This is a genomic window from Tardiphaga sp. 841_E9_N1_2 (genome assembly GCF_051811065.1).
In the GTDB taxonomy this organism is placed as follows: domain Bacteria; phylum Pseudomonadota; class Alphaproteobacteria; order Rhizobiales; family Xanthobacteraceae; genus Tardiphaga; species Tardiphaga robiniae.
In genome coordinates this window covers 3,832,674-3,859,353 of record NZ_JBPWQC010000001.1, presented here as the reverse complement: position 1 = coordinate 3,859,353, position 26,680 = coordinate 3,832,674, and the positions used below count along the sequence as shown (strand labels likewise).

General features: G+C 62.1%; 19 protein-coding genes. 11 read left to right on the top strand and 8 right to left on the bottom strand.

Annotated elements, in window-relative coordinates; genetic code table 11:
* Nucleotides 1-12: 12 nt before the first annotated feature.
* Entirely contained in the window at nucleotides 13-1,149 is a 1,137-nt protein-coding gene (locus AB8A50_RS18585; protein WP_439079995.1) for a hypothetical protein, read from the top strand.
* Nucleotides 1,150-1,205: 56 nt separating this feature from the next.
* On the opposite strand, the gene AB8A50_RS18580 is transcribed toward AB8A50_RS18585, so the two are convergent.
* The 5 genes from AB8A50_RS18580 to AB8A50_RS18560 form a co-directional block, all read right to left on the bottom strand.
* Entirely contained in the window at nucleotides 1,206-1,994 is a 789-nt protein-coding gene (locus AB8A50_RS18580; protein ID WP_309942441.1) for a DUF4167 domain-containing protein, read from the bottom strand.
* 478 nt (nucleotides 1,995-2,472) lie between these two features.
* Nucleotides 2,473-3,363 (bottom strand): peptide chain release factor N(5)-glutamine methyltransferase, encoded by an 891-nt coding sequence (gene prmC, locus AB8A50_RS18575; RefSeq protein ID WP_093757485.1) that lies wholly within the window; start codon nucleotides 3,361-3,363, stop codon nucleotides 2,473-2,475.
* A complete protein-coding gene (prfA, locus tag AB8A50_RS18570) occupies nucleotides 3,360-4,445 on the bottom strand; it encodes a peptide chain release factor 1 (protein ID WP_439078535.1) in 1,086 nt (361 codons plus the stop codon). Before prfA ends, prmC begins: the two co-directional genes overlap by 4 nt.
* A 57-nt stretch (nucleotides 4,446-4,502) precedes the next feature.
* A complete protein-coding gene (ptsP, locus tag AB8A50_RS18565; protein WP_089267721.1) occupies nucleotides 4,503-6,770 on the bottom strand; it encodes a phosphoenolpyruvate--protein phosphotransferase in 2,268 nt (755 codons plus the stop codon).
* A 266-nt stretch (nucleotides 6,771-7,036) separates the two neighbouring features.
* A complete protein-coding gene (locus tag AB8A50_RS18560; protein ID WP_089267720.1) occupies nucleotides 7,037-8,290 on the bottom strand; it encodes an aspartate kinase in 1,254 nt (417 codons plus the stop codon).
* A 155-nt stretch (nucleotides 8,291-8,445) separates the two neighbouring features.
* Here AB8A50_RS18560 and AB8A50_RS18555 point away from each other — a divergent pair, with 155 nt between their 5' ends.
* Both AB8A50_RS18555 and ubiG read left to right on the top strand, forming a co-directional pair.
* Nucleotides 8,446-8,913 (top strand): PH domain-containing protein, encoded by a 468-nt coding sequence (locus AB8A50_RS18555; RefSeq protein ID WP_089267719.1) that lies wholly within the window; start codon nucleotides 8,446-8,448, stop codon nucleotides 8,911-8,913.
* 15 nt (nucleotides 8,914-8,928) lie between these two features.
* Nucleotides 8,929-9,687 carry a bifunctional 2-polyprenyl-6-hydroxyphenol methylase/3-demethylubiquinol 3-O-methyltransferase UbiG gene (gene ubiG / locus AB8A50_RS18550; protein ID WP_439065181.1) on the top strand — a complete coding sequence of 253 codons (759 nt, stop codon included), beginning with the start codon at nucleotides 8,929-8,931 and terminating at the stop codon, nucleotides 9,685-9,687.
* Nucleotides 9,688-9,724: 37 nt separating this feature from the next.
* Here the strand turns inward: ubiG and AB8A50_RS18545 are convergent, their stop codons facing one another.
* Nucleotides 9,725-10,558: an MBL fold metallo-hydrolase gene (locus AB8A50_RS18545; RefSeq protein ID WP_439078534.1), complete on the bottom strand. Its 834-nt coding sequence runs from the start codon at nucleotides 10,556-10,558 to the stop codon at nucleotides 9,725-9,727.
* Between the two features lie 309 nt (nucleotides 10,559-10,867).
* Between AB8A50_RS18545 and AB8A50_RS18540 the strand changes: the two genes are divergently transcribed.
* The 6 genes from AB8A50_RS18540 (at nucleotide 10,868) to AB8A50_RS18515 (ending at nucleotide 22,445) form a co-directional block, all read left to right on the top strand.
* Nucleotides 10,868-11,701 (top strand): LytTR family transcriptional regulator DNA-binding domain-containing protein, encoded by an 834-nt coding sequence (locus AB8A50_RS18540; RefSeq protein ID WP_439078533.1) that lies wholly within the window; start codon nucleotides 10,868-10,870, stop codon nucleotides 11,699-11,701.
* Nucleotides 11,702-11,979: 278 nt separating this feature from the next.
* Nucleotides 11,980-18,120: an autotransporter-associated beta strand repeat-containing protein gene (locus AB8A50_RS18535; RefSeq protein WP_439078532.1), complete on the top strand. Its 6,141-nt coding sequence runs from the start codon at nucleotides 11,980-11,982 to the stop codon at nucleotides 18,118-18,120.
* A 111-nt stretch (nucleotides 18,121-18,231) separates the two neighbouring features.
* Nucleotides 18,232-19,131, top strand: coding sequence for an EamA family transporter (locus AB8A50_RS18530; RefSeq protein ID WP_439078531.1), 900 nt, complete (start codon nucleotides 18,232-18,234; stop codon nucleotides 19,129-19,131).
* Nucleotides 19,132-19,223: 92 nt separating this feature from the next.
* Entirely contained in the window at nucleotides 19,224-19,985 is a 762-nt protein-coding gene (locus tag AB8A50_RS18525) for a thermonuclease family protein (RefSeq protein ID WP_439078530.1), read from the top strand.
* A 133-nt stretch (nucleotides 19,986-20,118) separates the two neighbouring features.
* Complete coding sequence (locus AB8A50_RS18520) at nucleotides 20,119-21,069, top strand: AAA family ATPase (protein ID WP_244628323.1); 951 nt, start codon at nucleotides 20,119-20,121, stop codon at nucleotides 21,067-21,069.
* 2 nt (nucleotides 21,070-21,071) lie between these two features.
* On the top strand, nucleotides 21,072-22,445 hold the full coding sequence (locus AB8A50_RS18515) for a vWA domain-containing protein (RefSeq protein ID WP_439078529.1): 1,374 nt from the start codon (nucleotides 21,072-21,074) through the stop codon (nucleotides 22,443-22,445).
* A gap of 9 nt (nucleotides 22,446-22,454) precedes the next feature.
* On the opposite strand, the gene AB8A50_RS18510 is transcribed toward AB8A50_RS18515, so the two are convergent.
* Nucleotides 22,455-24,197 (bottom strand): cytochrome c biogenesis protein DipZ, encoded by a 1,743-nt coding sequence (locus AB8A50_RS18510; protein ID WP_439078528.1) that lies wholly within the window; start codon nucleotides 24,195-24,197, stop codon nucleotides 22,455-22,457.
* 94 nt (nucleotides 24,198-24,291) lie between these two features.
* Nucleotides 24,292-24,714, bottom strand: coding sequence for an organic hydroperoxide resistance protein (locus AB8A50_RS18505; RefSeq protein WP_439078527.1), 423 nt, complete (start codon nucleotides 24,712-24,714; stop codon nucleotides 24,292-24,294).
* 150 nt (nucleotides 24,715-24,864) lie between these two features.
* On the opposite strand from AB8A50_RS18505, the gene AB8A50_RS18500 reads away from it, so the two are divergent.
* A complete protein-coding gene (locus tag AB8A50_RS18500) occupies nucleotides 24,865-25,335 on the top strand; it encodes a MarR family winged helix-turn-helix transcriptional regulator (protein WP_231078961.1) in 471 nt (156 codons plus the stop codon).
* 93 nt (nucleotides 25,336-25,428) lie between these two features.
* Nucleotides 25,429-26,640 (top strand): amidohydrolase family protein, encoded by a 1,212-nt coding sequence (locus tag AB8A50_RS18495; protein ID WP_439078526.1) that lies wholly within the window; start codon nucleotides 25,429-25,431, stop codon nucleotides 26,638-26,640.
* Nucleotides 26,641-26,680: the final 40 nt, after the last annotated feature.

Below are 26,680 nucleotides of genomic sequence, written 5' to 3'. Positions count from 1 at the left end.
GTATTTTTGTTCATGCCGGTCGGTTATGCGCTGGATTCCGCCCAATTACCGGCAGGCGTTGCCAATGCGATGGCGCAGGGCGCCTCGCCGCAGGCCGTCGCAGAATACCGACGCAAGCTTGCGGAATATCAGGAAGCGCGCGCGGCCTTCGATCAGGAGGCCGGTGCCTATTGGGATGCAATCTCTGAGAAGCGAAAAATCCGCAATGCCAAGCGCCGCGACCGCCAGCAGATCACGCTGAATGACTACGTGCTGGAACAGGCGCCGCTTTATGAAGGACCAAAACGTCCGGTGAATCCGGAGCCCGAGGATAGCGATCCGCGCGTCCGCAAGGATCTTCCGGTGGTGGCGGATTTCCTCGCGGCGGCGAGGGAGCAATTTCAGTTCGTGCCGCAGCGGCCTGCCAATGAGATGGAGTTCAAGCGCGCTTATGCTCGTGCCGCCCTGCAGGCCGGGCTGACACGCGACATTGCGGTACGCGTCTATTCCTTCGAGACCGGTGGCAATGGCGGCCATGACATGCAGTCGGGCCTGAACCCGTCACGTCCGGGGTCTCGCGCGATCTCCACCGCTATCGGCTACAATCAGCTGCTCACAGCCAATACGACGACGCTCGTTGCTGAACAGGGGCCTCAGATTTTGAAAGTTCTGACCGAGAAGGCATCGGCGCTCTCGGGCCCGCAGCGTAAGGCGATGGATCACAAGATTGCGGTCTTCAAGCGCATGCAGGCGACTGTGCGCACTGTTCCGCAAAACTGGAGCGCGCTTGAGAAGCTTGGCACGACCCCGCAGGGCTGGGCCATGCATGCGCTGGTGCTGGACATGGATATCGGCCCGCAATTGCAGGTCCACAAACTACTGACGTCAGTGAATTTTGCCCGCGTCCGCGGGTTTGATCGCCCGCTCAGCGCAGCCGAGCTTGAGATGATGAATCTCACTGGCGATGGCAACGGCTTCGATATGGTGACCATGCCGCTGGCGATGCGTGAACAGGTGCCGACGGCGAACTTCTTCCAGCGTGGCGGGTATGAGCGCAATCCGGTGGCGATCCGCCACAATACCGTGGCCAAGCTACTCGCAGTTACCAATGCGCGAATGGACAGCAACAGCAATCTGCCAGGCGCAAAAGAATTGGCCGCGGCTTTTTGAGCCACGGCCAATCTAAGCCTTGTGATGTGCGCTCTCTCGCCGGAGAGCGGCTGGGCTTATGAGTTGCCCGGATTGAAATCGTCGCTTGGTGCTTCTGCCGGCGCGCCAGCTGCAGCAACGTCGGGGCGAGGACCGTGCGGACGGCGGCGACGACGCGGCGGGAAGCGCTCCCCACCAGCATTCTGTTCGAAGCCGCCTGGAGCAGCACCCGGCTGAGGCTGCGCACCACCCGTGATGAAAGAAGGCAGACGATCGACACCATCGCCGACCGGCATCATCGGCTGCGGTTGCGGCTGATATTGCGGCTGGCCCTGCGGCTGATTCTGCTGACGGTGTTCGCGATTATTGTTCTCGCGGGGCTGATAGGGCTGTTCGCCGCGCTGCTGATAGGGCTGACCACCCTCACGCTGCGGAGGCTGCTCGCGCTGCGCAAAGGGCTGCTGTTGTACCGGCACGAAACCGGGCTCGGCACCGAAGTTCGAGTAGCTCTCGCTCTCGTCATCGTTGTCCTCAGGCGGCATCTCGTTTTCGGTGCGCGGTTGCGGCTGATTCTGCCGGAACTGCTCCTGCGCGGCGGCGATCAGGCGGAAATAGTGCTCGGCGTGCTGATAGTAGTTCTCGGCAGCAACGGGATCGCCGGAGCTGCGCGCATCGCGGGCGAGCTGGACGTACTTCTCTGCGACGTGGGAGGCGGTACCGCGGATCTTGATGTCGGGGCCATTCGATTCGAAGACCCGGGTCATCGGGTTCTGGCCGCGCCGATTGTTATTGTTGTTATTATTATTGTTGTTGCGGTTGTTGTTGTTCCGCATCCGCTTGTTGTTGTTGTTCTGACCGTTTCGCATGTGTCGCCTTCAGTTATCGATCCAGAGTGTCACAGAGCTATGTTTCAAAGAGATGATTGCCGCAGCACATTGCGGGATGCGGACGCGTGAAGCGCCCGAATCGTCGTGCAGACCTTTGCTGCATCGATCTTGCCGTCATTCGCGTTCAACAAAGACGCGTTCCCCAACCGCCCGCTGACGATGCCAGCCGGACCAAATCACCCACCTGCCGAAACAAGGTCAGGCTTCTGTGCGTGAAGTTTAAAGCGCAATATCAGGCTTTCGTTCGCTTTGCGGTCGCGAGCAGCGCAGCTCTCTCAGCCATCGCGCTCAACCAAACCTGCCTGTTGGAACCTTTCACCCGGACGGGCTCTCTAGCGAGAATTCTGGCTTCCTGCCGTAAATCTACGGGGCGAGCCAACCCTGAACCGATGTTGTGACAGGAAGGTAGTCGCTCCCCGGGGATATTCCAAGTGGTTTTTTCTGTCGCAAGAAGGCTTTATCGGGGCTTTTTTTGTCCCGATACCGCCCTGCGAATGCCGCCCAGATCGGCTTTGGCCGGCCCCGGCAGGGTTAACCCGGATACCGTCATCAGACCGGCGACATCGTCGCTTTGGTCGTGGCCCACCTCGACCACCAGGAGGCCGCCGGGCACCAGCAACCGGGCGGCTTCGGGGGCGATGGTTCGATAGGCATTTAGTCCGTCTTTTCCACCATCCAAGGCGCGGAGCGGGTCGTGGTCGCGCACCTCGATGTCGAGGCCGGCAATGTCGGCCGAGGGAATATAGGGCGGATTGGAGACGATCAGGTCGAAGCCGCCAGCCAGGGCTGAGGCATAGTCGCAGACAGCGAAATGGGCGCGCTCGATCAAGCCAAGTTGCGCAGCGTTGGAGCGAGCCGTTCGCAGGGCGTCGAGATTGATATCGGTCGCAATGCCGGTGGCGTTGGTTAACTCCGAAAGCAGCGCCAGCAGGATTGCGCCGGAGCCTGTGCCGAGATCGGCGATCACAAGCGGACGGTCACGCGGACCTGTCGCATCGAGAAGTTCGAGCGCCGCCTCGACGAGGGTTTCGGTATCGGGACGGGGCACCAGCGTGTCGGGCGATAGCTGCAGCGGCAGACCCCAGAATTCTTTCATGCCTAGGACACGGGCCACGGGTTCGCCATCGATGCGGCGCTGTGCGAAGCGGGCAAGTTGCGCCGCTTCATTGGACGTCAAGATGCGATTCGCAGCCGAGATCAGCCCGGTCAGATCGAGTCCGAGCGCGTCGCCTGTCAGCAAGCGCGCGTCGAGTTCAGCGGAATCGATGCTGTGGGTGCGGAGCAGATTGGTCAATGAGCGTCGTGCGTTCTCGACGCTCTGTCCGGCGAACATGTCGCCGGCGCTCACGCCGCGTCGCCCTGGGCAGCGAGTTGTGCAGCCTGATGCTCTGTCGTCAGCGCATCGACCAGTTCGCCCAACGCTTCGCCGGCAATCACCTGCGGCAGCTTGTAGAGCGTGAGATTGATGCGGTGGTCGGTGACGCGGCCCTGCGGGAAATTATAGGTGCGGATGCGCTCCGAGCGGTCACCGGAGCCGACCTTCTCCTTGCGCTCGGCCGAGCGGGCGGAATCGATACGCTGCTGCTCGGCGTCATAGATGCGCGAGCGCAGGATGTTCATCGCCGAAGCGCGGTTCTTATGTTGCGAGCGGCTGTCCTGCATCATCACCACGATGCCGGTCGGGATATGCGTGATGCGGATCGCTGATTCGGTCTTGTTGACGTGCTGGCCGCCGGCGCCCTGGGCGCGCATCGTATCGATGCGCAGGTCGTCCTGCTTGATGTCGATATCTACTTCTTCGACTTCGGGCATGACAGCGACCGTTGCCGCCGACGTGTGAATGCGCCCCTGAGTTTCCGTATCGGGCACGCGCTGCACGCGGTGTACACCGGATTCGAATTTCAACTTGGCGAAAGCACCGCGGCCCTTCACCTCGGCGATGATTTCCTTGTAGCCACCCATGGTGCCTTCGGACGCCGAAATCACCTCGACCTTCCAGCCGGCCAGTGCCGCAAAACGCTCATACATCCGGTACAGGTCGCCGGCGAAGAGTGAAGCCTCGTCGCCGCCGGTGCCGGCACGGATTTCCAGCACCACGTTGCGCTCGTCCATCGCATCCTTCGGCAACAGCGCCACGCGGATTTCCTGCGTCAGCGCCTCGATGCGTTCTTCCAGCGCCGGGCGCTCGGCCTGTGCCATCTCGCGCATCTCCGCATCGGTCGAAGTGTCGGCGATCATCGCATCGATATCTTTGATCTCTGCAAGCGCACCGCGATAGGTCTTCACCGCGTCGATCAGCGGATTGAGCTCGGACAGCTCGCGCGTCATCTTCACATAATTCTCGGCGCTGACCTGACCCATCAGTTGTGCCTCGAGCGAGGCATGATGGGCGAGGAGAACGTCGAGTTTGGCTTCAGGCAGCATGGACATGGGGACGTCTCGGAGATCGCAGAAAGGGAAAGGTGCGTCGTGCGGGCAAGAGCCTCGCTACAACGACAGTCCCTCGGCCTCAGCGAATTCGGTGAGCTTCTGCCGAATCGAGACGCTGCCCGAGGGGGCGTCGAGCAGTTGTGTCATCAGCGCCTCGGCCTTTTTGGCATCGAGGTCGAGAATCATTGCCTTCACGGGGCCGTGCGCGGTGGCCGACAGCGACAGCGAGCGATAGCCCATGCCAATCAGCGCCAGCGCGCCGATCGGCTGCGAGGCCATCTCGCCGCACAGCGAGACGTGACGTTTGGCGGCGTCGCCCTTTTGCACGATCTCACGCAGTACGCGCAGGATCGGCGCCGACAGCGTATCGAAGCGTTCCGACACCTTGGCATTGCCGCGGTCGACAGCGAACAGGAACTGGAACAGGTCGTTGGAGCCGACCGAGACGAAGTCGACCTTCTTCAGGAGTTCGTCGAGCTGATAGACCAGCGCAGGCACCTCGATCATGGTGCCGACATCGATTCGCTCGGGTAGGGCATGACCGTGCTGGCGCAAATAAGTCAGCTCGCGTTCGATGATCGCCTTGGCCTGATCGAATTCGGCCACTTCCGAAATCATCGGGAACATGATGCGCAGCGCGCGGCCGCCGCCGGCGCGCAGCAATGCGCGGATCTGGCCGCGCAGCAAGCCGGGTCGATCGAGGCCAAGACGGATCGCGCGCCAGCCTAGCGCCGGGTTCTCCTCGACGATGGTCTCCATGTAAGGGAGCGCCTTGTCGCCGCCGATATCGAGGGTGCGGAACGTCACCGGCTTGGGGCCGGCAGCATCGAGCACCGCACGATACAGCGCCAGCTGATCGCTGGAGCGGGGCAGGCTTTCCCCGACCATGAATTGCAGTTCGGTGCGGAACAGGCCGATGCCCGCCGAGCCGGTATCGTCGATATGCGGCAGGTCGATGATCAGACCGGCATTGATCAGCAGGTCGACCTTCTGGCCGTCCTTGGTTACGCAGGGAAGGTCGCGCAGCGCTGAATACTGCGCCTGTCGCCGTGCGCGGAACCGCACGCGTTCGGCATAAGCGGATTCGATCTCGGCGGAGGGCCGAATATAGATCGAGCCCGAGGTGCCATCGACGATGACGGCGTCGCCTGGATCAGCAATGCCCGGCGCATTTGCGACTTCGCCGATCGCGGGAATGCCGAGCGCGCGCGCCACGATCGAGACATGCGAATTAGCCGTACCTTCCTCCAGCACCAGGCCACGCAGCTTCTTGCGATCGTAGTCGAGGAGGGCGGCTGGGCCCATCGCACGTGCGATCAGGATCGCATTGTCCGGCATCTGCTCGCGCGACGGCGCGTGATCCTGGCCGACCAGCTGCCGCATCAGGCGGTGGCCGAGATCTTCAAGATCGTGCAGGCGGTCGCGCAGATAGGGATCGGTGGAACGCAGCATGCGCGCACGGGTATCCGACTGCACGCGTTCGACGGCAGCTTCGGCGGTGAGGCCGGTGGCGACGGCTTCGTGCAGCTTGTGCGACCAGCCGTGGTCATTGGCGAACATGCGATAGGCTTCGAGGACATCGCGATGCTCGCCGCCGTCGGCGACGTCGCCGCGTTCCAGCATGCGGTCGAGGTCCGATCGCAGCTTGGTCAGCGCGGTGTCCAGCCGTTTGATTTCCTTCGGCAGGTCTTCGGCGATGTAATTGGTGATGACGACGCGCGGCTCGTGCAGCACTACATGTCCGAGCGCGATGCCATCGGAAAGGATAGCGCCGGTCTTGTGCAGGGAATGCCGCGCAGCGGGCTCGGCGCCCGGCTGCGCCAGCGCCGATAGCTCGCCGGAGGCGATCATCTCGGCCAGCACCATGGCGGTGGTCTGCAGTGCCTCGACTTCTTCCTCGACATAAGTGCGCTTGGCGCGGTTCTGCACTACCAGCACGCCGAGCGTATTGCCGGCGCGCAGGATCGGCACGCCTAGGAACGAGTGATAGATCTCTTCGCCGGTCTCCGGGCGGAACGAGAACGCCGGATGGCTCTGCGCGTCGTTGAGATTGAGCGGCGTGGCTTCGGAGGCGACCAGACCGACCAGGCCTTCATGGGAGCTCAGCACGGTCTGGTGGACGGCGTCGCGGTTGAGGCCTTCGGTGGCGTAGAGCTCGAGTGTATTGTCGACGCGCAGCACGTATGTCGAGCAGACTTCCGCCACCATATTGGCGGCGATCAGCACCACGATCTTGTCGAGGCGTTCCTGAGCGCTGACCTGCTCCGCCATCACTTCGCGGAGCCGTCTCAGCAAGACTCGGGGGCCACCCGACGCGCTCCGCATGTGCCGACACCCTCCCCACGAGGCCGACACCTGACAAAAGCCGTGCGCCGACGCTAAGCCTCAGAAAACAATAGAATTTGCACCGCCGCGCAACAAGAGGCGCAGCGACAGAACCGTATCAGATTGTCCGAAACGGCGCCCTCAGCCGCAACGGCTGCCCATGCAGGCCGTATAGCGAATTGAGGCTTGTTTTGCCAAGCAAAACACCTGCCAGACAAGAAACACACCGTTCACATCAAAATAACGGATGTTTCAGGAAAAATTTTCTACGCTTTGTCGAGACCATACAGCGTGTGCAGGGTGCGAACCGCCAGTTCCGTATAGGCTGTATCGATCAGGACGGAGAACTTGATCTCGGACGTGGTGATTGCCCGGATATTGATCTGGCGCTCGGAAAGGGCGGCGAAAGCTTGCGCGGCGACGCCGGCATGGCTGCGCATGCCCGATCCAATCACCGAGACCTTGGCGACATCGGTCGCGCTGTCGATGCGGGCATAGCCGATTTTGGCCTTGGCCGCCGTGATGGTCTCTTTGGCACGGGCATAGTCGGTGGCCGGGACGGTGAAGGTCAGGTCAGTGGTCTTGCCGTCTTCGGAGACGTTCTGGACGATCATGTCCACATTGATGTTGGCTTCGGCCAACGGCACGAAGATCGAGGCGGCGACGCCCGGCTTGTCCTCGATCTGGCGGACGGAAATCTGGGCCTCGTCCTTGGAAAAGGCGATTCCGGTAACGACGTGGCTTTCCATGATTTCCTCCTCGCTGCAGATCAGCGTGCCCGGCGGGGTGCCGTGCGGGTCGATGTCTTCGGGTTTGTCGAAACTTGAGCGCACGAAAATCGGCATATTGTGGGTCATGCCGAGTTCCACGGAGCGGACCTGCAGGACCTTGGCGCCCTGCGACGCCAGTTCCAGCATTTCCTCAAACGCCACCTTGTTCATGCGTTGTGCCTTCGGCACGACGCGCGGATCGGTGGTGTAGACGCCGTCCACGTCGGTATAGATGTCGCAGCGGTCGGCCTTGACGGCGGCGGCAATTGCCACTGCCGAGGTATCGGACCCGCCGCGGCCGAGCGTGGTGACGCGGCCGGTCTCGGCATGGATGCCCTGGAATCCGGCGATGACGGCCACTTCCTTGCGCTCCTTGAAGCGCTTGATGAGCTTGTCACCGTCGATCTCGTCGATTCGGGCCGAGGCATGGGCGTCCGACGTCTTGATCGGGATCTGCCAGCCCTGCCAGGAGCGGGCCTGGATGCCGATGGTCTGCAGTGCGATCGCCAGCAGGCCGGCGGTCACGAGCTCACCGGACGCAACGATGGCGTCGTATTCCCGGGCGTCATGCATCGGCGACACTTCGGTGCACCAGGCCACCAGTTCGTTGGTTTTGCCCGACATCGCAGACACCACGACCGCGACCTCATGACCGGCATCGACCTCGCGTTTGACGTGCTGCGCGACGTTGCGGATGCGGTCGATGTTGGCGACGGACGTACCGCCGAATTTCATTACGAGCCGGCCCATGACGAGTGGTGCATTCCCTGACGACAGTGGGTAAAGATACCGCGCACTACGCACGCGGGCGAAAACGCGCGTATACATAGCGGCGAGGGTGGGGGCAAGCAACCCGGGCTCCTGGTCCCTTAGAACGCACCGAGACAGGGCATTTTGGACGGTTTATGGGGCGCTATATCGACGATATCCTGCAGCCGGGCGAGAAGGTGCTGTATTCCAGCAACTTGCACTGGGTGGTCTATGTCCCGGCCATCGCGGCCTGGATTGTCTCCGCGGCTTTGCTGGTCCTGACGCGTTACGCGATCAACGAAACCCTTGTTCTGCTCTGCCTGGCATCTTCGGCCGTAGTGGCCTTCGCGGCGCTGTACTGGTCGATGAAGGGCTGGTTCCAGCGCTGGACGACCGAGACGGATGTCACCACGCTGCGGGTCGTGCACAAGGAAGGCTTCATCACGCGCAAGACTTTCGAGATCAGTATCGACAAGGTCGCAAGCGTCAGCGTCAATCAGAGCATTCTGGGACGTATCTTGAATTATGGTGACATCGCCATCGAGAACATGGGTGACGATGAAGAGATCATCAAGATGATCGCGTCACCACTCGCATTTCGCAGCCACATCACAGCGCGATAGGACAACGGCTCCACAATGGCCATCCAAGCAAACTTCTCCGACGCTTCCGCATCCTCCGTCGATGCCAGCGAAGTCGCGAAATTCTCGAAGCTGTCGGAGGAGTGGTGGGATCCGCGCGGCAAGATGGCGCCGCTGCACAAGATCAACCCGCTGCGCCTGACCTATATTCGCGACGCCGCCTGCCGCAAGTTCGATCGTAATGTTCGCAGTCTCAATTGCCTGAGTGGCTTGCGCATGCTCGATATCGGTTGCGGGGCTGGTTTGCTGTGTGAGCCGTTCACGCGGCTCGGCGCACAGGTGATCGGTATCGATCCCTCCGCCACCAATATCGCCGCCGCTAAGTTGCACGCAGACAAAGGGCATCTGTCGATCGATTATCGTTGCACCACCGTCGAGGAGATGGACGTGCGTGAGCGCTTCGACATCGTGCTGGCGATGGAAGTGATCGAACACGTGGTCGATGTCGGCGCATTCCTCGATCGCTGCGCGTCGATGCTGAAGCCTGGTGGCCTGATGGTGGTCTCGACGCTAAACCGAAACTGGAAGAGCTTTGCACTCGGCATCGTCGCCGCCGAATATGTGCTGCGCTGGCTGCCACGTGGGACCCATCAGTGGGACAAGTTCGTCACGCCGGACGAACTCGCGCATCATCTGTCGCGCAACAAGTTGGAAATCACCGAACAATCTGGCGTGGTCTACAATCCGCTCGGTGACCGCTGGACGCTGTCGTCCGATATGGACGTGAACTATATGGTGGTCGCGGAAGAGGTGTAGCGTTTCAGCTTCTGCCTGCTTCAGCCTCGCCGGCGCGTCAAACCCCGTTGAGAATAATCACCGTCGGTGCCTTGGGCAGCGCATTGAGTGATATTGTCAGCGTTTGGGCGCTGCGCTGGTCGATTTCGAAATCTTTTCCGATCTTTGTCATGAAGTCGCTGAGCGGTGTCATGAAGCGATGCATGGGCAGCACCACCGAGGCGCGCAGCCGCTTGGTGATCTCGGATACGCCGTCGAGGGACATTGTGTAGCTGCCATCGATCGGCACCATCACGATGTCGAGCCGGCCGATCGCGGCGAAGTGGCTCTCGTCGAGCTTGTGATGCAGATGGCCGAGATGGCCGATGCATAGGCCGGCAACCTCGAAGATGAAGATCGAATTGCCGTCCTTCACCATCTCGCCGCCGGCGTCATCGCCATAGTAGCGGCGGATGTCCGTCGTGACGTTGCGGATCAGCACGTCGCCGATGCGCTCATGGATCTGCGCCGGCTGTCCACTCTCGCCCCACCCATGCAATACCGTCTTGATGCGCGGGTCGGGATACAGCGTGTAATGGGTGCTGTGGGCCCGGTTCATCGTCACCACATCCGGGATGCGATCGAGCTTGTAGATGCCGTTATAGTCGGTGGCGATGGTCACGCCGCCGGGTGTGTCGATGTAATAGGTGGAGTGCCCGGCATAGGTGATGGAGACTTCATCGGCCTTCGCAGCAGTCCGACGCAAACTGACTGGAATTGCGAGTGGTGGCCGTGTGGCCATTGCCAGACACTCACTGCCGCGCGGGGCATTTTGCGCGAGTGCTGGGGTAACAACCCAACTCATTGCCCAACAAGTCAGGGCGCCGAGGACAACAGGCAGAAATCGCAGCATGATCCGGCAGTCTCCGAATGCGCTTTGCTTCAATGTATCGCCAAAAGCGGACGCTGCAATGCTGGTTGTGGCACCGGAGACTGCCCAAGATCGCGGCGCATCGCACGATGTGGATGCCTGGGTGCCGCGATGGAATAGTCGCCACGCTGCAGGGATTGACACGTTGTCTAAGGTAATATGGTTGGGTAAAGCTTGTGATCACTACCGTGAGCATTGCAGTTGTCATCCAATTCAGCCCAGCCCTGGGAGTTCGTCAGCCGCGATGATCGTGTTGCGGCGTCGCAATCGGGCTGGGTGTTTGACACTGCGATGCTGCTGCTGACGCGGCCACTTGATGCGGCGATTGCCGAAATACTCCAAGTCATAGGCGTGGAGGCCGAAGCAGATCGCGCATGGATGTTCGAATACGATGCCGACCATCTGCGTTTTCGTAACACCCATGAGTGGAGTCGCGGCGGAGCCGGATCCTTTGTGCAGGATCTGCAGCATGTGCCGGTCACAATGATCGGCTGGCTGCATCAACGGCTAATCCTGGGGCAGGCTGTGATGGTCAATGACATCGAGGCACTGCCGCGCAGCGCCGGTGCGTTGCGCGCTGAGTTTATCAGGCAGAACAACAAAAGCGTACTCAGCGTGCCGGTGTTTCATAACGGTAGGCTCGTCGCCTGCATCGGTTTCGATGCCGTCGAGGCGCCGCGCCGGTGGTCGGATGAAATCGCTGATCTGTTTCGTTGTGCCGATCTCATCGCGGCGGCGCGCTATGGCCGGTCGCCGATCACCTCTGGTGTGGAAGATTCGCAGGCTGCGTATCCCGCACTGATCTACCTACGTCGCGCGCATGGCATTCTCGGCACGCCATTAACCGAAATCGTCGGCCTGCGCTCGTCCAAAGACTATACCGAGGTGTGGCTGGTAGATGGCGCGATGGTGCTCGATCCAAGGCCGCTGACACAGTGGCTGGGCCTGATCCCGCCGGGCTGGTTCGTTCGTATTCATCGCACGGCCGTCGTCAATCATCAGTTCGTGCGCGAGGTCGTGCGCCGGTCGAGCGGGGCATGGCAATTGCGCTTGCATGATTATGAAGACCATTGGCCGGTGTCGCGCGCCGGCCGAGCTGAGCTACGTGCGCATCTTGGCGTTTGAACGGCACCAAGCGAGATGAATGCGAGCACGTTAGCGACTCACATTCCACGTGCCGATTGCTATCAATCGCGTGCTGATCACGACTTAACAAATCGTTAGCGACGTCAGTGTGTTGAGTATTTTTCGCGTTGTGTGTTGCTACGTTTCAACAGGCGAAAAACCTGCAGGGCGTTCGTCGAACCTATAGGTCGATTCGTCGATCTTTGATTGCGACTCGTCATGCGATCGCGTGTCTCATGGAACTTCACTCGCGTGGATCTGCGAGCTGGAGTCGAATCGTGAAGCTCCCAGTATTTTTCGTCGTCAGCGCAGCGTGCCGCAGCGGCTCGGACATGAGCAGCGTCACCGGCGTGCGCCGTGCTAACACATTGATGTCGTCGGCAGCCATGACGCTGTCGCTTGCCGGTCTGGTGCTGGTGGTTGCGGCGATTGCCTCGTCGCAAGCGGTTCATGCGCAGGCTTCGGGCGTCGGCGGAAATGGTGGAGCGCATGCATCCAGTAATCCGAAAGCGGGCGGAATAGGCGGTGTGATCGATCCTGCCAATGGTGGCGGAGGCGGCGGCGGCGGCGGCAGGAATGCCAAGAACGAGTCGCTGAAGAACGCTTATATCGGCAATGGCGGCAAGGGCGGCAGTGGTGCGCATGCCCATGGAGGGGGAGACGGCGGCCAGGGTGGAAACCTGGGCTTCAACGGCTCGCAACTCCCAGGCGGTCAAATCCAGGGAGGCGCGGGATCGCCCGGGAAGCGTCCCCAGCGGCTCAAGGGTGGAGATGGCAGCAACTGGTTTCACGGAATGGGCCATGACGGCGGCAGCGGCGGCGGTGGCGGCGGTGGCGGCACCGGCGCGATATTCAGCGGGTCGTTCGTTCCGGGCAACCAGTTCATTGCGGGCGGCGCAGGTGGCAGTGGCGGCGCCGCCGCCGATGGTGGCGATGGTGTCGTGGCGTATTACGGAACCTTCATGGCCCCCGGCTACGGCGGCGGCGGTGGAGGTGGGGGTGGAGGCGGCGGCGGCGGAATAGGCCTCTACGCATCCGGACAAACCCTAGAAACGCTCGCGCCCGCTATCAAAGGCGGTTCGGGCGGTTGGGGTGGCGCCGGCGGCAATGGAGGCACGGGCGCGCCGGATAGTATCGGTAACTATTGCCCGGGCGGACAGCCGCCCTGCATCACCACCGCGACCGACGGCGGCGTCGGCGGCGATGGCGGCAGTGGAGGCAATGGTGGCAATGGCGGCGCCGGCATCGTCGTCGAAAGCGCGCGCATGACCGTCATTAGAAGCGGCGCCTCGGTGTTCGGCGGGACCGGCGGGACCGGCGGGGCGGGTGGATCGGGCGGCCAAGGCGTTTCCGGCGGCAATGGTGGCAATGGCGGCGCCGGCGGTGCTGGCGGCACCGGCGTTGTTCTGGCGAGCCCCGGCACTGTGCGCGTTGACAATGGTGGACTGGTGCAGGGCGGCGATGCCGGAGCGGGCGGGACAGCCGGCCCGGGCGGCGGCGGCTGGGAGCTCGGCAATGGAAGCAACGGTCACGCCGGTGCGAATGGAGCGGCGGGAGTCGCCATCCTTGGGCAGAACGCCGGCATAACGGTCGTCGCGGCCGGGACGATCGAGGGCGGGCGAAACGTCGACGGATCGCGCGCTGCGGCGATTCTGTTCACCGGCGGTGGCAACAGGCTGGAGCTATGGTCCGGCGCGAACATTACAGGCGATGTCGTCGTCGGCCTGGATGCGAGCAATCCCAATATCTTTGCGCTGGGTGGCAATCAGAACGCGACGTTCGATCTCTCCGGATTGGGCACGAAGTATCGGGGCTTTTCGGTGCTGGAAAAAAATGGCGACGCCGTCTGGACGCTTTCGGGGATATCGGCATCCTTCGCCGGCGATTTGCACGCCAATGCCGGCAGCCTGGCCTTTGCTGGCGGCGCCAGACTGACGACGGCCAATGGCTATGTCGGCTATGACAGCGGTACCGATGCCAATGTCACCGTTTCTGGCCCAGGCGCATCGTGGCTCAATACCAATCTGTTCATCGGTTATCGCGGCAACGGCTCGTTGCTGATTGCGGATGGCATGCATGTAACTGCAGCGATCGCTTCAATTGGCAACGATGCGTCTTATGTCACGCGTGGCACGGTGAGGATCGATGGCACCGGATCGATGCTCGATGCCCAGACCCTGAAGATCGGCGCAGCGTCCGTCGGCGCGCTGACGGTGAGCAATGGGGGCGCTGCGAAAGCACGCACTATTCAAGTAGGCGCCTCTGGCGTCAGTGGCGCGTTGAATATCGGATCCGAACCCGGAGCAGCGGTTCTGGCTCCCGGTGTTGTGACAGGCCTGGTTGAACTCGCACAAAGCGGCACGCTCAATTTCAACCATACGAGCGGCGACTATCTCTTCAACAATCTCATCACCGGCACTGGCGCGATCAACGTGCTGTCAGGCACCACGATCCTGTCCGGCCGCAGTGTGGCTTTCACGGGCACCACGGAAATCCTGAGCGCAACGCTTGGCGTGACCGGACAACTCGGCGGCACGGTTAATGTCGATGCGGGCGGACGCCTCACCGGCAATGGCTCCGTCGGAGCCACCACGGTGCTCTATGGTGGCACGCTCGTGCCTGATGGCACGGGTCGTCTGACGGTGAACGGCAACCTGTCGATGCTCGCCGGCAGCGCCTTTGATTTCAATCTCGGTCATTTCTCGAACGGAGCAGTCTCGACAACATCAGCGAGTGTTTTCGTCAATGGCGATGTTTCGCTCCACGATGTAACCTTTAATATCAGCGGTACGGGCGAACCTGCGGTCGGTTACTATCGTATGATCAACTACACCGGCGGTTCGTCAATCTCCGGACTGACCATCGGCACGATGCCCCCGATGTCGGGGTTGTTTCCCGTCACCTATTCGATCGACAGTTCGCGGCTCCATGTGGTCGATCTCATTGCTTCGCCCAATGGCACCGACATCCTCCAACGTTGGGATGATGCGTCGAGCGGTACTGCGGGTGGCAGCGGAACCTGGAATGCGCTTAATAACAACTGGTTTGATTTGGGCGGTGTTGCCAATACCCAGTGGGGATCCATTTATGGCGTCTTCAACGGCCCGGGCGGCACGGTCACGATAGATGGATCGCAGAAATTCTATGGGCTGCAATTCGTTGGTGGCCTCTACAACCTTGTTCAAGGCACTGGCGAACTGCGGCCAACCGCGTTGTCCGGTTCGGACGGCATTGGTGAACTGCGTGTTCTGTCGGGCGAGACGGCGACGATTTCGGCTCCGATTGTAGGCGCCGGTGGTGTGAACAAGACGGGTGGCGGCACGCTCGTGCTCGCCGGCACCAGCACCTATACTGGCGGCACGATCATCAGCGGAGGCACGCTGCAGATTTCGTCGAATGCGAATCTCGGCGCTGCAACCGGCGGTCTCACCTTCGACAACGGCATCTTGCATACGACTGCAAACATTGCCTCAGCACGGAACGTCTCGCTGCTCGGGATCGGCGAGATCGATGCCGACGCCGCAACGGCGCTGGTGCTCACCGGTACGGTGTCCGGCACCGGCAGCTTGATCAAGGCCGGCGACGGCACTCTGTTGTTGGCCAATACCAACAGCTGGACTGGCGGCATGCTACTCGAAGCTGGCACGCTGCAGCTTGGCGCTTCCGGTGCACTGCCCAACGGCAGTGACGTGATCGTCTATAGCGGCAAGCTCGATCTCAACGGTTACAACACCACGACGCATTCGCTGATCGGCTTCGGTGGCGAGATTGCGCTCGCCAGTGCGCAACTGACGCTCGATCAGGCGAGCGATACGGTCATCGCAAGTACAATCACGGGCGTGGGCGGCAGCCTCGTGAAATCCGGCAGCGGCACGCTGCTGTTGTCTGGAGCGAATACTTACACGGGCGGCACGACAGTTTCCGGCGGCGCCGTTGCAGTTCTCGCGGACGCCAATCTCGGCACGGGCACGCTGACGCTCTCGGGTGGCACGCTGCTGACGCTGGCCGATATCACGTCCGTGCGAAGTATTGTGCTTTCCGGCAGCGGCACAATCGAGACGCTGTTCGGTACGACATTCACGACTACAGGAAGCGTCTCGGGCGCCGGCGCCTTGACCAAGGATGGCTGGGGCACGTTGGTTCTGGCAGGCATCAGCTCTTTCAGCGGCGGCACGACGATCAATGCCGGCACGCTGCAGATCGGCAATGGCGGCACCACCGGCACACTGTCCGGCAACGTCACGAACAATGGTATTTTGGCATTCAACCGATCCGATAATTTCTCCTATAATGACGTCATCTCCGGTCCCGGCGCTTTCATCCAGGTCGGGGCGGGCCTTACAGTGTTTAGCAATGATAACACCTACCGCGGTGGCACGTTGATTTCTGCCGGTATGCTGCAGCTCGGCACTGGCAGCACAGCGGGCTCTATCATTGGCGATGTCATCAATAATGGCACGTTCCAGATTTTCCGTTCCGATGTCTACACATTCGGTGGCACGATCACGGGAAACGGCATGTTCCGGCATGTCGGCACCGGCACGACGGTCCTGACGGCAGACAATACTTACAGCGGTGGTACGGAGATCACGCAGGGCATTCTGCAGATCGGTGATGGTGGTTTCACAGGATCGATCATCGGCAATGTCATCAACAATGGAGAACTTGTCGCGAAGCGCGACGGGTTGATGATATTGGCGGGCGCGATCTCGGGCAGCGGTTCATTCACGCAGAGCGGCTTGGGCATTACGCGCCTCGACGGACTCAATAGCTATACGGGCGCCACCGACGTGAAGGCCGGAACGCTCAGCGTCAACGGCTCGATCGCCGCGTCGTCGATGGTGAGTGTCGAACGCGGCGCGACGCTCGGCGGCAACGGCATCGTCAGCTCCACGCAAATCCAGGATGGCGGCATGCTGTCGCCCGGCAATTCGGTCGGGCTACTGTCAGTACAAGGCAATCTGACGTTTGCCGCGGCTTCGAGCTACATGGTCGAAGTATCTGGCTCGGCGGCGGATCGGACCAATGTCACAGGCACCGCGTCGCTCAACAATGCAGGCGTTCGCGTCAGCTTCGATCCCGCGGCCTATGTGCGTGAACGCTATACCATTTTGAACGCCGCAGGCGGCATGACGGGCAGGTTCAGCCCGAATATCGTCAGCGACGAACCACCCTCGTTCATCACGACACTGAGCTACGATGCTCAAAACGTCTATCTCAATGTCGATCTGAAGCTGACCGGTCTCAACATCAATCAGAACAGTATCGCTTCGTCGCTGAATGCCTATTTCGGCAGCCATGGCGGCATCCCCTATGCGCTCGGCGCGATGGCACCGGAAGATCTGACGCAATCGTCGGGCGAACTCTCGACCGGCGTGCAACAGAGCACCGTGCAGGCCATGACGCAGTTCATGGGCGTGCTGACCGATCCCTTCGCTGCCAATCGCGGCCTCGCAACCGTGAACACAGCTTCGAATGCCTTCGCGGCGGCCGATCGTTCACCGACGCCCTGGCGCGACGCCTACGGTGCGATCACCAAAGCGCCACCTGTGGCGGTGAGCTTCGAAGCGCGCTGGAACGTCTGGGCTGCGGGCTTCGGTGGTGGTCAGGCGACCGACGGCAATACGGTCGTTGGTTCGCACGATAGCAGTAGCCGGATCGGCGGCATTGCCGTCGGCGCCGATACCTGGCTGTCGCCACAGACGCTTGCCGGCTTCGCCGTGGCTGGCGGCGGCACCAGCTTCGGCTTGTCGGATAATCTCGGTTCAGGTCATTCGGACCTGTTCCAGATCGGTGGCTTCATCCGCCATCACCAAGGCCCCGCTTATATCACAGCTGCGCTCGCTTACGGGTGGCAGAACATCACCACCGAGCGGCTGGTGACCATCGTCGATGCCGACCGGCTGCGCGCGAACTTCACCGCGCACGCTTTCTCGGCGCGCGCCGAAGCCGGTCATCGGAGCGTGCTGCCGTGGCTTGGCGGCGTCGGTTTGACGCCTTATGCCGCGGGCCAAGTCACGAATATCGACCTGCCGGCCTATGCAGAGACGCTTGTCTCCGGCGGCAATGATTTTACGCTCAGTTACACCGGACGCAACGTCACTGCCACGCGTAGCGAACTTGGCCTCCGTACCGACAAGTCCTTCGCTTTAGATCAGGCGTTGCTCACGCTGCGTGGGCGCGCCGCATGGGCGCATGACTTCAATCGCGATCGCGTCGCGCAGGCCTCGTTCCAGTCGCTGCCTGGCGCGAGCTTCGTCGTGAATGGCGCGGCGATGGCAGCCGATGCTGCGCTGACCAGCGCGAGTGCGGAGGTGATGCTCGGAGGCGGTCTGTCGGTCGGGGCGACGTATGAGGGCGAGTTCTCCAACCTCACCCGCAGCCATGCCGGCAAGGGCGTCGTGCGCTTGGTTTGGTAAGCCACGTCCGAGGCGGTCGCGATCGCATCGCAGGCATGGGCGCAGGCCGCTTGACCCTGCGGCGTGACGCAGTCAGGTTCCGCGCCATCGCTCGCGGACCCATCCTGCCTCATGTTCACCATCGCCTCGCTCTGGATCCCCTTCACTATCATCGCCTCGCTGGGGCAGGTGACGCGCAATGCCATGCAGCGTTCGCTCACTGGGCCGCTCGGGACCTGGGGCGCGACCAACATCCGTTTCCTGTTCGGCTTCCCGTTTTCGATCGTCTTTTTCGTGGTGATCATCCTGGCGACGGGCGACAAGGTGCCGTGGCCATCAGCCGAATTCTGGCCGTGGCTGCTACTCGGCGCGCTGAGCCAGATATTTGCTACGGGGCTCATGCTGGCAGCGATGAATGATCGCTCCTTTGTGGTGACTACGGCCTATCTCAAGACCGAGGCGATCCAGACCGCGATTTTCGGTTTCGTCTTTCTCGGCGATCATCTGACGGTGCTGAAGGTCGCAGCGATCCTGATTGCTACCGTCGGTGTCGTCGTCACCGCGCTTCGGCCCGGCGCGACCAGAGATATCGCCAGCATCCGGCCGACGGTCCTTGGGTTGGTTGCGGCAGCGGCTTTCGCACTGTCGGCAGTGGGTTTCCGCGGCGCGATCATCACCGTGCCCGGTGTGAGTTTCGTGACGGCGGCCTCCTATGCACTGGTCTGGGCGCTGTTCGTGCAGACGCTGATCCTGACGATCTATCTGCTGGCTCGCGCGCCAAAGGTGCTGAGCGACATCCTCGGCCTGTGGAAGCCATCGATGCTGGCCGGCTTCATGGGCGCAGCCGCCTCGCAATTCTGGTTCCTGGCATTTGCACTTACGGCCGCCGCCAATGTCCGGACGCTGGCGCTGGTCGAGGTGCTGTTCGCGCAGGCTGTCGCCTATTATTCGTTCAAGCAGCCCCTTTCGGCACGCGAATTGTCGGGGATCGCGCTGATTGTCGTCGGCGTGGCGATGCTGGTTGCGGTGTGACGGCGCAGTGCGCGTGATGTCTCTTTCGTGGGCGCGTCTGCTGCGATAGGACTGATCGCAGCCCTCCCCGTGCCGATCCCGAGACCAGATTGATGCGCATCCTGTCCCTGTTCGTCCTGCTGCTTGTCGCCAACCCGGCCTCGGCGGTCGAAGCCATCGTCAAGGACGGCGACACCATCCAGATCGGCAATGTCGCCTACAAGCTTGCCGGCCTGGACGCGCCGGAGGTGGATCAGCCCTGTGTCGACGAACATGCCGACAACTGGGCCTGCGGCGTCGAAGCAAGGGACCAGCTGGTGAAGCTGATCGGCAAGCGCGAGGTTCGCTGTGAGGACCTTGGCGAGGACAAGATCTACAAGAACCGTCGCGCCGGTCTCTGCAGTGTCGTTGGCGAGACGGGTAGCCTCAATCAGGCGGTGATCCAATCGGGCTATGCGGTGAGCATCGAACCGTCGGACAAGGCAAGCGCCAAGACCAGCTTCAAGCCCGATGAGACGGCGGCCAAGGACAAGCGCCAAGGGCTGTGGCGCGGGTGCTTCGTGACGCCCGCGGAGTTCCGCCGCAAGGCGAGCGACAGCCCATTGCTCGGCTCGGCCTGTCGGAGCGACAAGGACAAGGAGCTGCGCGCGGCGCTGTTTCCCACCGATCTCGCGATGCCGGTGGGCTGCAATATCCGGGCGAAACAGGTCCGCCGGGCCAAGTTTACCGGCCATCTTGGCGTCTATCTCATTCCCCAATGCCAGAATTACGCGACCCAGCCGAAGCCGGATCGCTGGTTTTGCAGCGAGGACGACGCCCGCGCCGCGGGGTACCGCAAGGCGCTCAACTGTCAGGCCCCCAGCCGCCGCAACTGAGCGATGAGCCGGTGGCGCTGGACGCCGCCGGCTGAACCACGTAGCAAATCAGGACGCCGAAATGAGCCGGGCGCGTGCGCCCAAAACCTGTTTAAGGGGCTTATTCCAGTATGCGAAATCCGGAGTGAAGCGCGTGGCCGAGAACACCAGTTCGTCAGCATCGATCGAAGCCGTTGAGCGCAGTCTGGCCTCCGCCGGCTATATCGCCAGCCGGCAGATCGCCACCGCCGTCTATCTCGCAGAGAAGATCGAGAAGCCGATTCTGGTGGAAGGTCCGGCCGGCGTCGGTAAGACCGAACTCGCCAAGGCAATCGCCGCCTCGCGCGGCCTCGAGATGATCCGCATGCAGTGCTACGAGGGCCTCGACGAGGCCAAGGCACTGTATGAGTGGAAATACGCCAAGCAGCTGCTCTACACACAGATACTGAAGGACAAACTCGGCGAAGTGCTGGGCGGCGCCGATACGCTCGCCAAGGCTCTCGACCAGTTGCATGATTTCGGCGACGTGTTCTTCTCCAAGGAGTTCGTCGAGCCGCGTCCGTTGCTGCGCGCTCTGGAACAGCCGATGGGCTGCGTGCTTCTGATCGACGAGATCGACAAGTCCGACGCCGAATTCGAGTCGCTGCTGCTCGAAATCCTGTCCGACTTCCAGGTCACGATCCCCGAGCTTGGCACCGTCGTAGCCATCGTACCGCCGACCGTGATCCTGACCTCGAACGGCGAGCGCGATCTTGGCGACGCACTGAAGCGCCGCTGCCTGCATCTGCATATCGGCTTTCCCGAGCCCAAGCTCGAAGAGCGCATCGTCGAAACCCGCGTGCCCGGTGTTTCCGCGACACTGCGCAAGCAGCTTGTCGGTTTCGTCAATCAGGTCCGCACGCTGGACCTGAAGAAGCTGCCGTCGGTCAGCGAGACCATCGACTGGGCCAAGGTGCTGGTGCTGCTCGGCGCATCCGAACTCGGCCACGAGATGGTGAAAGACACGCTCAACGTGCTGCTGAAATACGAAGGCGATATTGAAGCGACACTGCCGCAGGTCTCGGGCTTCGTTGCCAAGGCCGACCGGCAGGGCGTGTTCGGTTAGCCATGCGCGACACGCTGCATCGCTTCTTTCGGGCGGCGCGCGGCGCCGGGGTGAAAATCTCGCCCGCCGAAAGTATCGATGCGATGCGCGCGGTCGCCGAGGTCGGTCCCTCCGATCGCGGCATCCTGCGCGATGCGCTGCTGCTGACGCTGGCGAAATCCGGCGACGAGAAGGCGGCGCTCGCTGCCTGTTTCGATACGTTCTTCACCCATCCTGATTTCGACGCGCCGTCCGCGGCAAATGACGACGACGAGACTGGCGAGGGGGCAAGCGAGAGCGGGACCGACGCCGCGGCAGGTACCGCGTCGGCACAGGATTCGACCCAACTCGGTTCGCTCGCGCAGATGCTGCTGGCGCAGGACCGCGCCGCCATTGCCGCTGCGCTTTCAAACGCATCGAATGCCGCCGGCCTGACCGACATCCGTGTCTTCACCCAGCGGGGGCTGTTTGCTAGCCGGGTGCTCGAGCAGCTCGGGATCGCGCAATTGCGCGACGACATCGACGCGCTCACGACCCGCAATCCGGCAGATGCAGAACGGCTTGCAACGGCGCTCGGCAGCCTGCGCGAGACCGTCAGCGAAATGGTCGCGCAGGCGCTGCTGCTCTATGGCCGCGAGGAGAAAGAGGCGTTGCGCAATGAGATCCTGCGCAATGCGCCGATGGCGCGGCTGGAACAGCGGCAGATCGCGCAGATGCGCGTTCTGATCCGGCAGATGGCGCGGCGGCTGCGCGAGCGCTTCAGCAAGCCGCGCAAACGCCAGCGCCGCGGGCATCTCGATGTCCGCCGCACCATTCGTCGCAATGCCGCATGGGGCGGCGTGCCGTTCATGACGGCATGGAAGCGCCGCCATCGTGACAAACCGAAGATCGTCGCTATTTGCGATGTCTCGGGCTCGGTTGCGCAGGTCTCCGACTTCTTCCTGCTGCTGATCCACAGCCTGCATGAAGTTGTGTCCGATGTGCGCTCCTTCGCGTTTTCCGGCAACCTGATCGAAGTCAGCGAAGTCCTGGAGAAAAACAAACCTGAAGAGGCGATGAAGCAGATCATGTCGTCGGTTGGCTACGGCTCGTCCGACTATGGTCGCTCCTTCGTCGATTTCGAGAAGGGTTTCATGAGCGCGATCACGGCGCAGACCACGGTCATTGTGCTCGGCGATGCCCGCAGCAACAATCTCGATCCGCGCGCCGACATCTTGCGCCGCATCGGCGAGCGTTCGAAGCGGCTGGTCTGGCTCAATCCGGAAGGACGGATGGGCTGGGGCTTCGGCGATTCCGAAATGCCGCGCTATGCGACCTTCTGCAATGTCGTGCGCCAATGCGCGACGGCGCAGCAACTCGAGCGCGCCGTCGCGGATATCGTGGCGACCTATCAATAGCCGTCGTCATCAGCCGAAGGTGAATGCATAGGCCCGCACGCCCGGATCGAGGAATTCGATTCCGAATGTGCGGTCGGTCACGTCGCCAACTTGCCGCACCAGTTGATACAGTTTTGCATCCGTGACGGTGCCATATCCCTCGGCATCGGTATCGGTGCCGTGGCTGGCGCCGGGCGCCGCACCATCGATGGTCACGCGGAAGCGCACCGGCTTGCCGTCCGGCGATGGGCCGAGAACCAGATGCAGGTCGCGGGCGTGGAAACGATAGGCGATGCGACCTGACGTATCGTCGAGCTGCGCATATTCGCGACCGATGGTCCATGTGCCGCCCAGCGTCCAGCGGTTCAGCGGTAGCATGTCGATGCCGCGATAGAGGTTCGGCACGTCTTCGCGTGCGCCGCCGGGCGAGGTGAAGCCGGTGGCCTGTTCATAGCCGAGATAGGTTTCCGACGACCGGAGTTGGACTTCGTCCGCCGCAACCTGCGTGCCTTCGGCTGTCACGGTTGCAGCGTTGTCGGTTGGCTTGTGGCCGGTATCGGCGAGCAATTGCTGGATCACCTTTTCCGACGTCGCATAGTTGCCCTCGCCGATTGCCTGATGACGAATGCGACCATCGGCACCGACGAAGTAGAGGGCAGGCCATGCATTATTGCTAAAGGCGCGCCAGATCCGGAAATCGTTGTCGATCGCGACGGGATAGCCGACGCCGAGCTTCGTCGTTGCGGTGCTGACATTGCCAACGTTCTTCTCGAAGGCGAATTCCGGCGTGTGTACGCCGATCACGACGAGGCCCTGATCGCGATACTTGTCGGCCCAGGCACGGACATGCGGCAGCACGCGCAGGCAATTGATGCAGGAATAGGTCCAGAAATTCACCAGCACGACCTTGCCCTGCAGGTCTTCAGTCTTCAGCGGTGACGTGTTGAGCCATTGCCTGCTGCCCACGATCGACGCAAGCGGACCCGACAGCGTCGCACGAGCCGTGGCATTGCCCACGGACGTTCCGGCCTGCGCGGATGGTGCGGGCTGGAGCGTGTCGATCAGCTTGCTTTCAAACGCCGTCGTTGACGGCAGTGATAGTTGCGTCAGCAGGCGCGTATCCAGCCCGGCCCAGATCGCGATGGCGCCGAGCACCACTGCGCCACCCAGCGCGCGACGCACGCCGTCGCTCCATGGCATCAGCTCGCGCGCTTTGGCGAGCAAACGTCCGCCCAACAGCATGCCGGCGGCGAGTGACGTTGCCGCACCAAGACCATAGGCGAGCAACAGCAACACGGTATCGATTCCCGGCCCGTGCAGTGCCGCGCCGGTGAGGATCAGGCCCAGCACCGGTCCGGCACAGGGTGCCCAGACGAGGCCCGTCGCTATGCCGAGCAGCAGCGAACCGACCGGTGTGCGGTTGGCCTTTGCATCATTCTGGCCGGCCCAGCCGGACAGCTTCACGCCGAGTAGCACCAGCGGCGCCATCAGTCGCGTGGCGAGAGTCGGCAACAGCAGTGCCAGGCCGAACAGCGTCATCACGATGAGGGCGATGCTACGGCCGTAACGATTGGCCTCGATCGCCCAGTTGCCGGCGACAGAGGCGAGACTGGCGGCCGCCGCGAAAGTCAGTGTGAGGCCGATCAGCAAGGGCAATCCGCTGCGGCGAAACGGTTCGTCCGCGCGGGCGAGAATGATCGGCAGGATCGGGAAGATGCAGGGCGATGCGATGGTGAGCAGGCCGGCCGCATAAGCGAGGATGAAGAGCGTCACGGTGATCTCCAAAATACACGAGTGAAGCCGGCGACCATTCGGGGGAGCGCCGCGATCCGCGGACCGGTTGACGGTCCGCGAAAGAAGGTGAGGGTCAGATCAGGTTGATCGCGACATTGATATTGCCGCGCGTTGCCTTCGAGTAAGGGCAGATCTGATGCGCGGCATCGACCACCTGGCGCGCGACGTCCGGCACGAGGCCGGGCAGGCTGACATTGAGGCGAGCCTGCAGGAAGAAGTCGCCGCCGGTGGTGCCGAGATCGACTTCGGTGTCGACGGCGACGTCGGCCGGCAGCTTGACCTTCAGATTGCCGGCGGCGCGCCCCATGGCGCCGATGAAACAGGCCGACCAGCCGGCCGCGAACATTTGCTCGGGATTGGTGCCGGCGCCGGCCGAGCCGGGAGGCGACAGTTTGACCTCAAGCCGGCCGTCAGAGCTGCGCGAGGCGCCATCGCGGCCACCGGTGGTGTGGGTCTGGGCGGTATAGAGAACCTTTTCGATGGTGGTCGAGGTCATGGTCGTAGCTCCTACTTGTATCGTACGCGATGTAATCGAGTGCGATACAAATAACGGCTCCGATCCATCTGTCAACTCTTCCGATTTAATCGCATCCGATATATATGGATGCGATAGGTCACGTTCTCGTGTCCTGACGGGAGTGCGGACATGTCATCAAGCAAGCTAAAATCGGTCAAATCCGAGCAGGCCGGGCCGAAACTGTCGGATTTCCTTTGCTTTTCGATCTATTCAGCCAATCTGGCCTATGGCCGGGCCTACAAACCGATCCTCGAAAAGCTCGGTCTGACTTACACCCAGTACATCGCCATCGTGGCGCTGTGGGAGGAGGACGGGCAGACCGTGGGCAGCCTCGGCGAAAAGCTGTTTCTGGAGTCCAACACGCTGACGCCGATCCTGAAGAAGCTCGAAGCGATGGGCTATCTGCGCCGGCAGCGCGATCCCGGGGACGAGCGGCAGGTGGTGATCAGCCTGACCGACGAAGGACGGCGGTTGCGCGAGAAGGGGCTGACCATGAATCTCGTCAAGGCATCCGGTCTTGAGCCCGACGAATTCAAGAAAATGCAGCAGGGCGTTGCCACGCTGCGCGATAACCTGATCAAGGCTGCGCGCGAAAGCTGATCCGCACATCGGCCATGCAGTGGCCCGCATGCGGATGCATGCTGCGCCGTCCTCCTGTAACCTCACGGCAGCAGATCAGTCCGAGAGGTTGGCGTGAGCGACATCGACAAAATTTTTACGCGGGCGAAATTCGCCGACGGCAGCCTCAACACGATTGCCGTCAGTGGCGGTCTGATCACCGGGATCATATCCGGCAGCGATCCAACACTGACAGCCGCAGAGACCGTCGATCTCGGCGGCACGCTTGTAATCCCGTCTTTCGTCGAAGGTCACGTTCATCTCGACACCAGTTTCCATGGCGATATCTGGCGGCCGCATGTGCCCTATTCGAACGGCTTCAACGTGCAGGAGCGTGTCGCCATCCAGGCAGACAACATGGCCAAGGCCGCGCCGATGGCCGAGCGTGCGCAGAGCCAGCTTGAGCTTTGCCTCGGTCACGGCAGCACGCGCATGCGCAGCCATGTGATGGTCGATGGCTCGGTCGGCCTGACATCGCTGGAGACCATCCTCGCCGTGCGTGAGGCGCATCGCGACCTCATCGATATCCAGCTTGTCGCCTTCCCGCAAAGCGGCATCCTCCGCAGTCCGGGCACGCTGGATCTGCTCGATGCTGCTTTCGATCTCGGCGCGAACGTGATCGGTGGTCTCGATCCCGGTGGCTTCGACCGCGATGTCGAGAAACATCTCGATGTGGTGTTCGGCATCGCCGAGCGCCGCGGGGGCGATGTCGATATCCATCTGCACGATCCCTCGATGCTCGGCATTTTCGAGATAGAACAGATTTGCTCGCGCACGCAGGCGCTGGGCATGCAGGGCCATGTCGCCATCAGCCACGCTTATTCGCTCGGCGATGTCGCTCCAGATGTCGTGCAGCGAACAGCCGAGTTGCTGGCAGCGAGCGGCGTCGCCATCATGACCAATGCGCCGGGTGCGCGGCCGTTTCCACCGGTGAAGCTGTTGCGCGCTGCCGGCGTCACGGTGTTCGGCGGCTGCGACAACATCCGCGACTCGTGGTGGCCCTATGGCGACGGCGACATGCTCGGCCGGGCCATGATGATCGGCTATCGCTCTGGCTTCAACACCGACGAAGATCTGATGCTGGCCTTCGACATCGTCACGGCCGGTGGTGCGAAAGCGCTGCGGCTGGAAGATCACGGCCTCCGCGTCGGCGCCAAGGCCGACTTTGTCGCCATCGATGCACCGCACGTGCCGCAGGCCGTGGTCGATCTGCCAAGGCGCCGCGCGGTCTACAAGAACGGCCGGCTGGTTGCCCGGGACGGCGAGATTGTCGCCCGAAAAGCTTGAATCATCGGCTGGACGCGTTACGACTGCGCCAAACAAAGCT

Bases quoted from the DNA above. Each gene is read 5' to 3' on its own strand.
- AB8A50_RS18560 (WP_089267720.1), bottom strand. From the start codon at position 8,290: ATGGGCCGGCTCGTAATGAAATTCGGCGGTACGTCCGTCGCCAACATC.
- AB8A50_RS18545 (WP_439078534.1), bottom strand. From the start codon at position 10,558: ATGCTGCGATTTCTGCCTGTTGTCCTCGGCGCCCTGACTTGTTGGGCA.
- AB8A50_RS18505 (WP_439078527.1), bottom strand. From the start codon at position 24,714: ATGACCTCGACCACCATCGAAAAGGTTCTCTATACCGCCCAGACCCAC.
- AB8A50_RS18530 (WP_439078531.1), top strand. From the start codon at position 18,232: ATGTTCACCATCGCCTCGCTCTGGATCCCCTTCACTATCATCGCCTCG.
- AB8A50_RS18525 (WP_439078530.1), top strand. From the start codon at position 19,224: ATGCGCATCCTGTCCCTGTTCGTCCTGCTGCTTGTCGCCAACCCGGCC.
- prfA (WP_439078535.1), bottom strand. From the start codon at position 4,445: ATGTCCATGCTGCCTGAAGCCAAACTCGACGTTCTCCTCGCCCATCAT.
- AB8A50_RS18500 (WP_231078961.1), top strand. From the start codon at position 24,865: ATGTCATCAAGCAAGCTAAAATCGGTCAAATCCGAGCAGGCCGGGCCG.
- AB8A50_RS18585 (WP_439079995.1), top strand. From the start codon at position 13: ATGCCGGTCGGTTATGCGCTGGATTCCGCCCAATTACCGGCAGGCGTT.
- AB8A50_RS18515 (WP_439078529.1), top strand. From the start codon at position 21,072: ATGCGCGACACGCTGCATCGCTTCTTTCGGGCGGCGCGCGGCGCCGGG.
- AB8A50_RS18555 (WP_089267719.1), top strand. From the start codon at position 8,446: ATGGGGCGCTATATCGACGATATCCTGCAGCCGGGCGAGAAGGTGCTG.
- AB8A50_RS18580 (WP_309942441.1), bottom strand. From the start codon at position 1,994: ATGCGAAACGGTCAGAACAACAACAACAAGCGGATGCGGAACAACAAC.
- AB8A50_RS18540 (WP_439078533.1), top strand. From the start codon at position 10,868: ATGCTGCTGCTGACGCGGCCACTTGATGCGGCGATTGCCGAAATACTC.
- ptsP (WP_089267721.1), bottom strand. From the start codon at position 6,770: ATGCGGAGCGCGTCGGGTGGCCCCCGAGTCTTGCTGAGACGGCTCCGC.
- ubiG (WP_439065181.1), top strand. From the start codon at position 8,929: ATGGCCATCCAAGCAAACTTCTCCGACGCTTCCGCATCCTCCGTCGAT.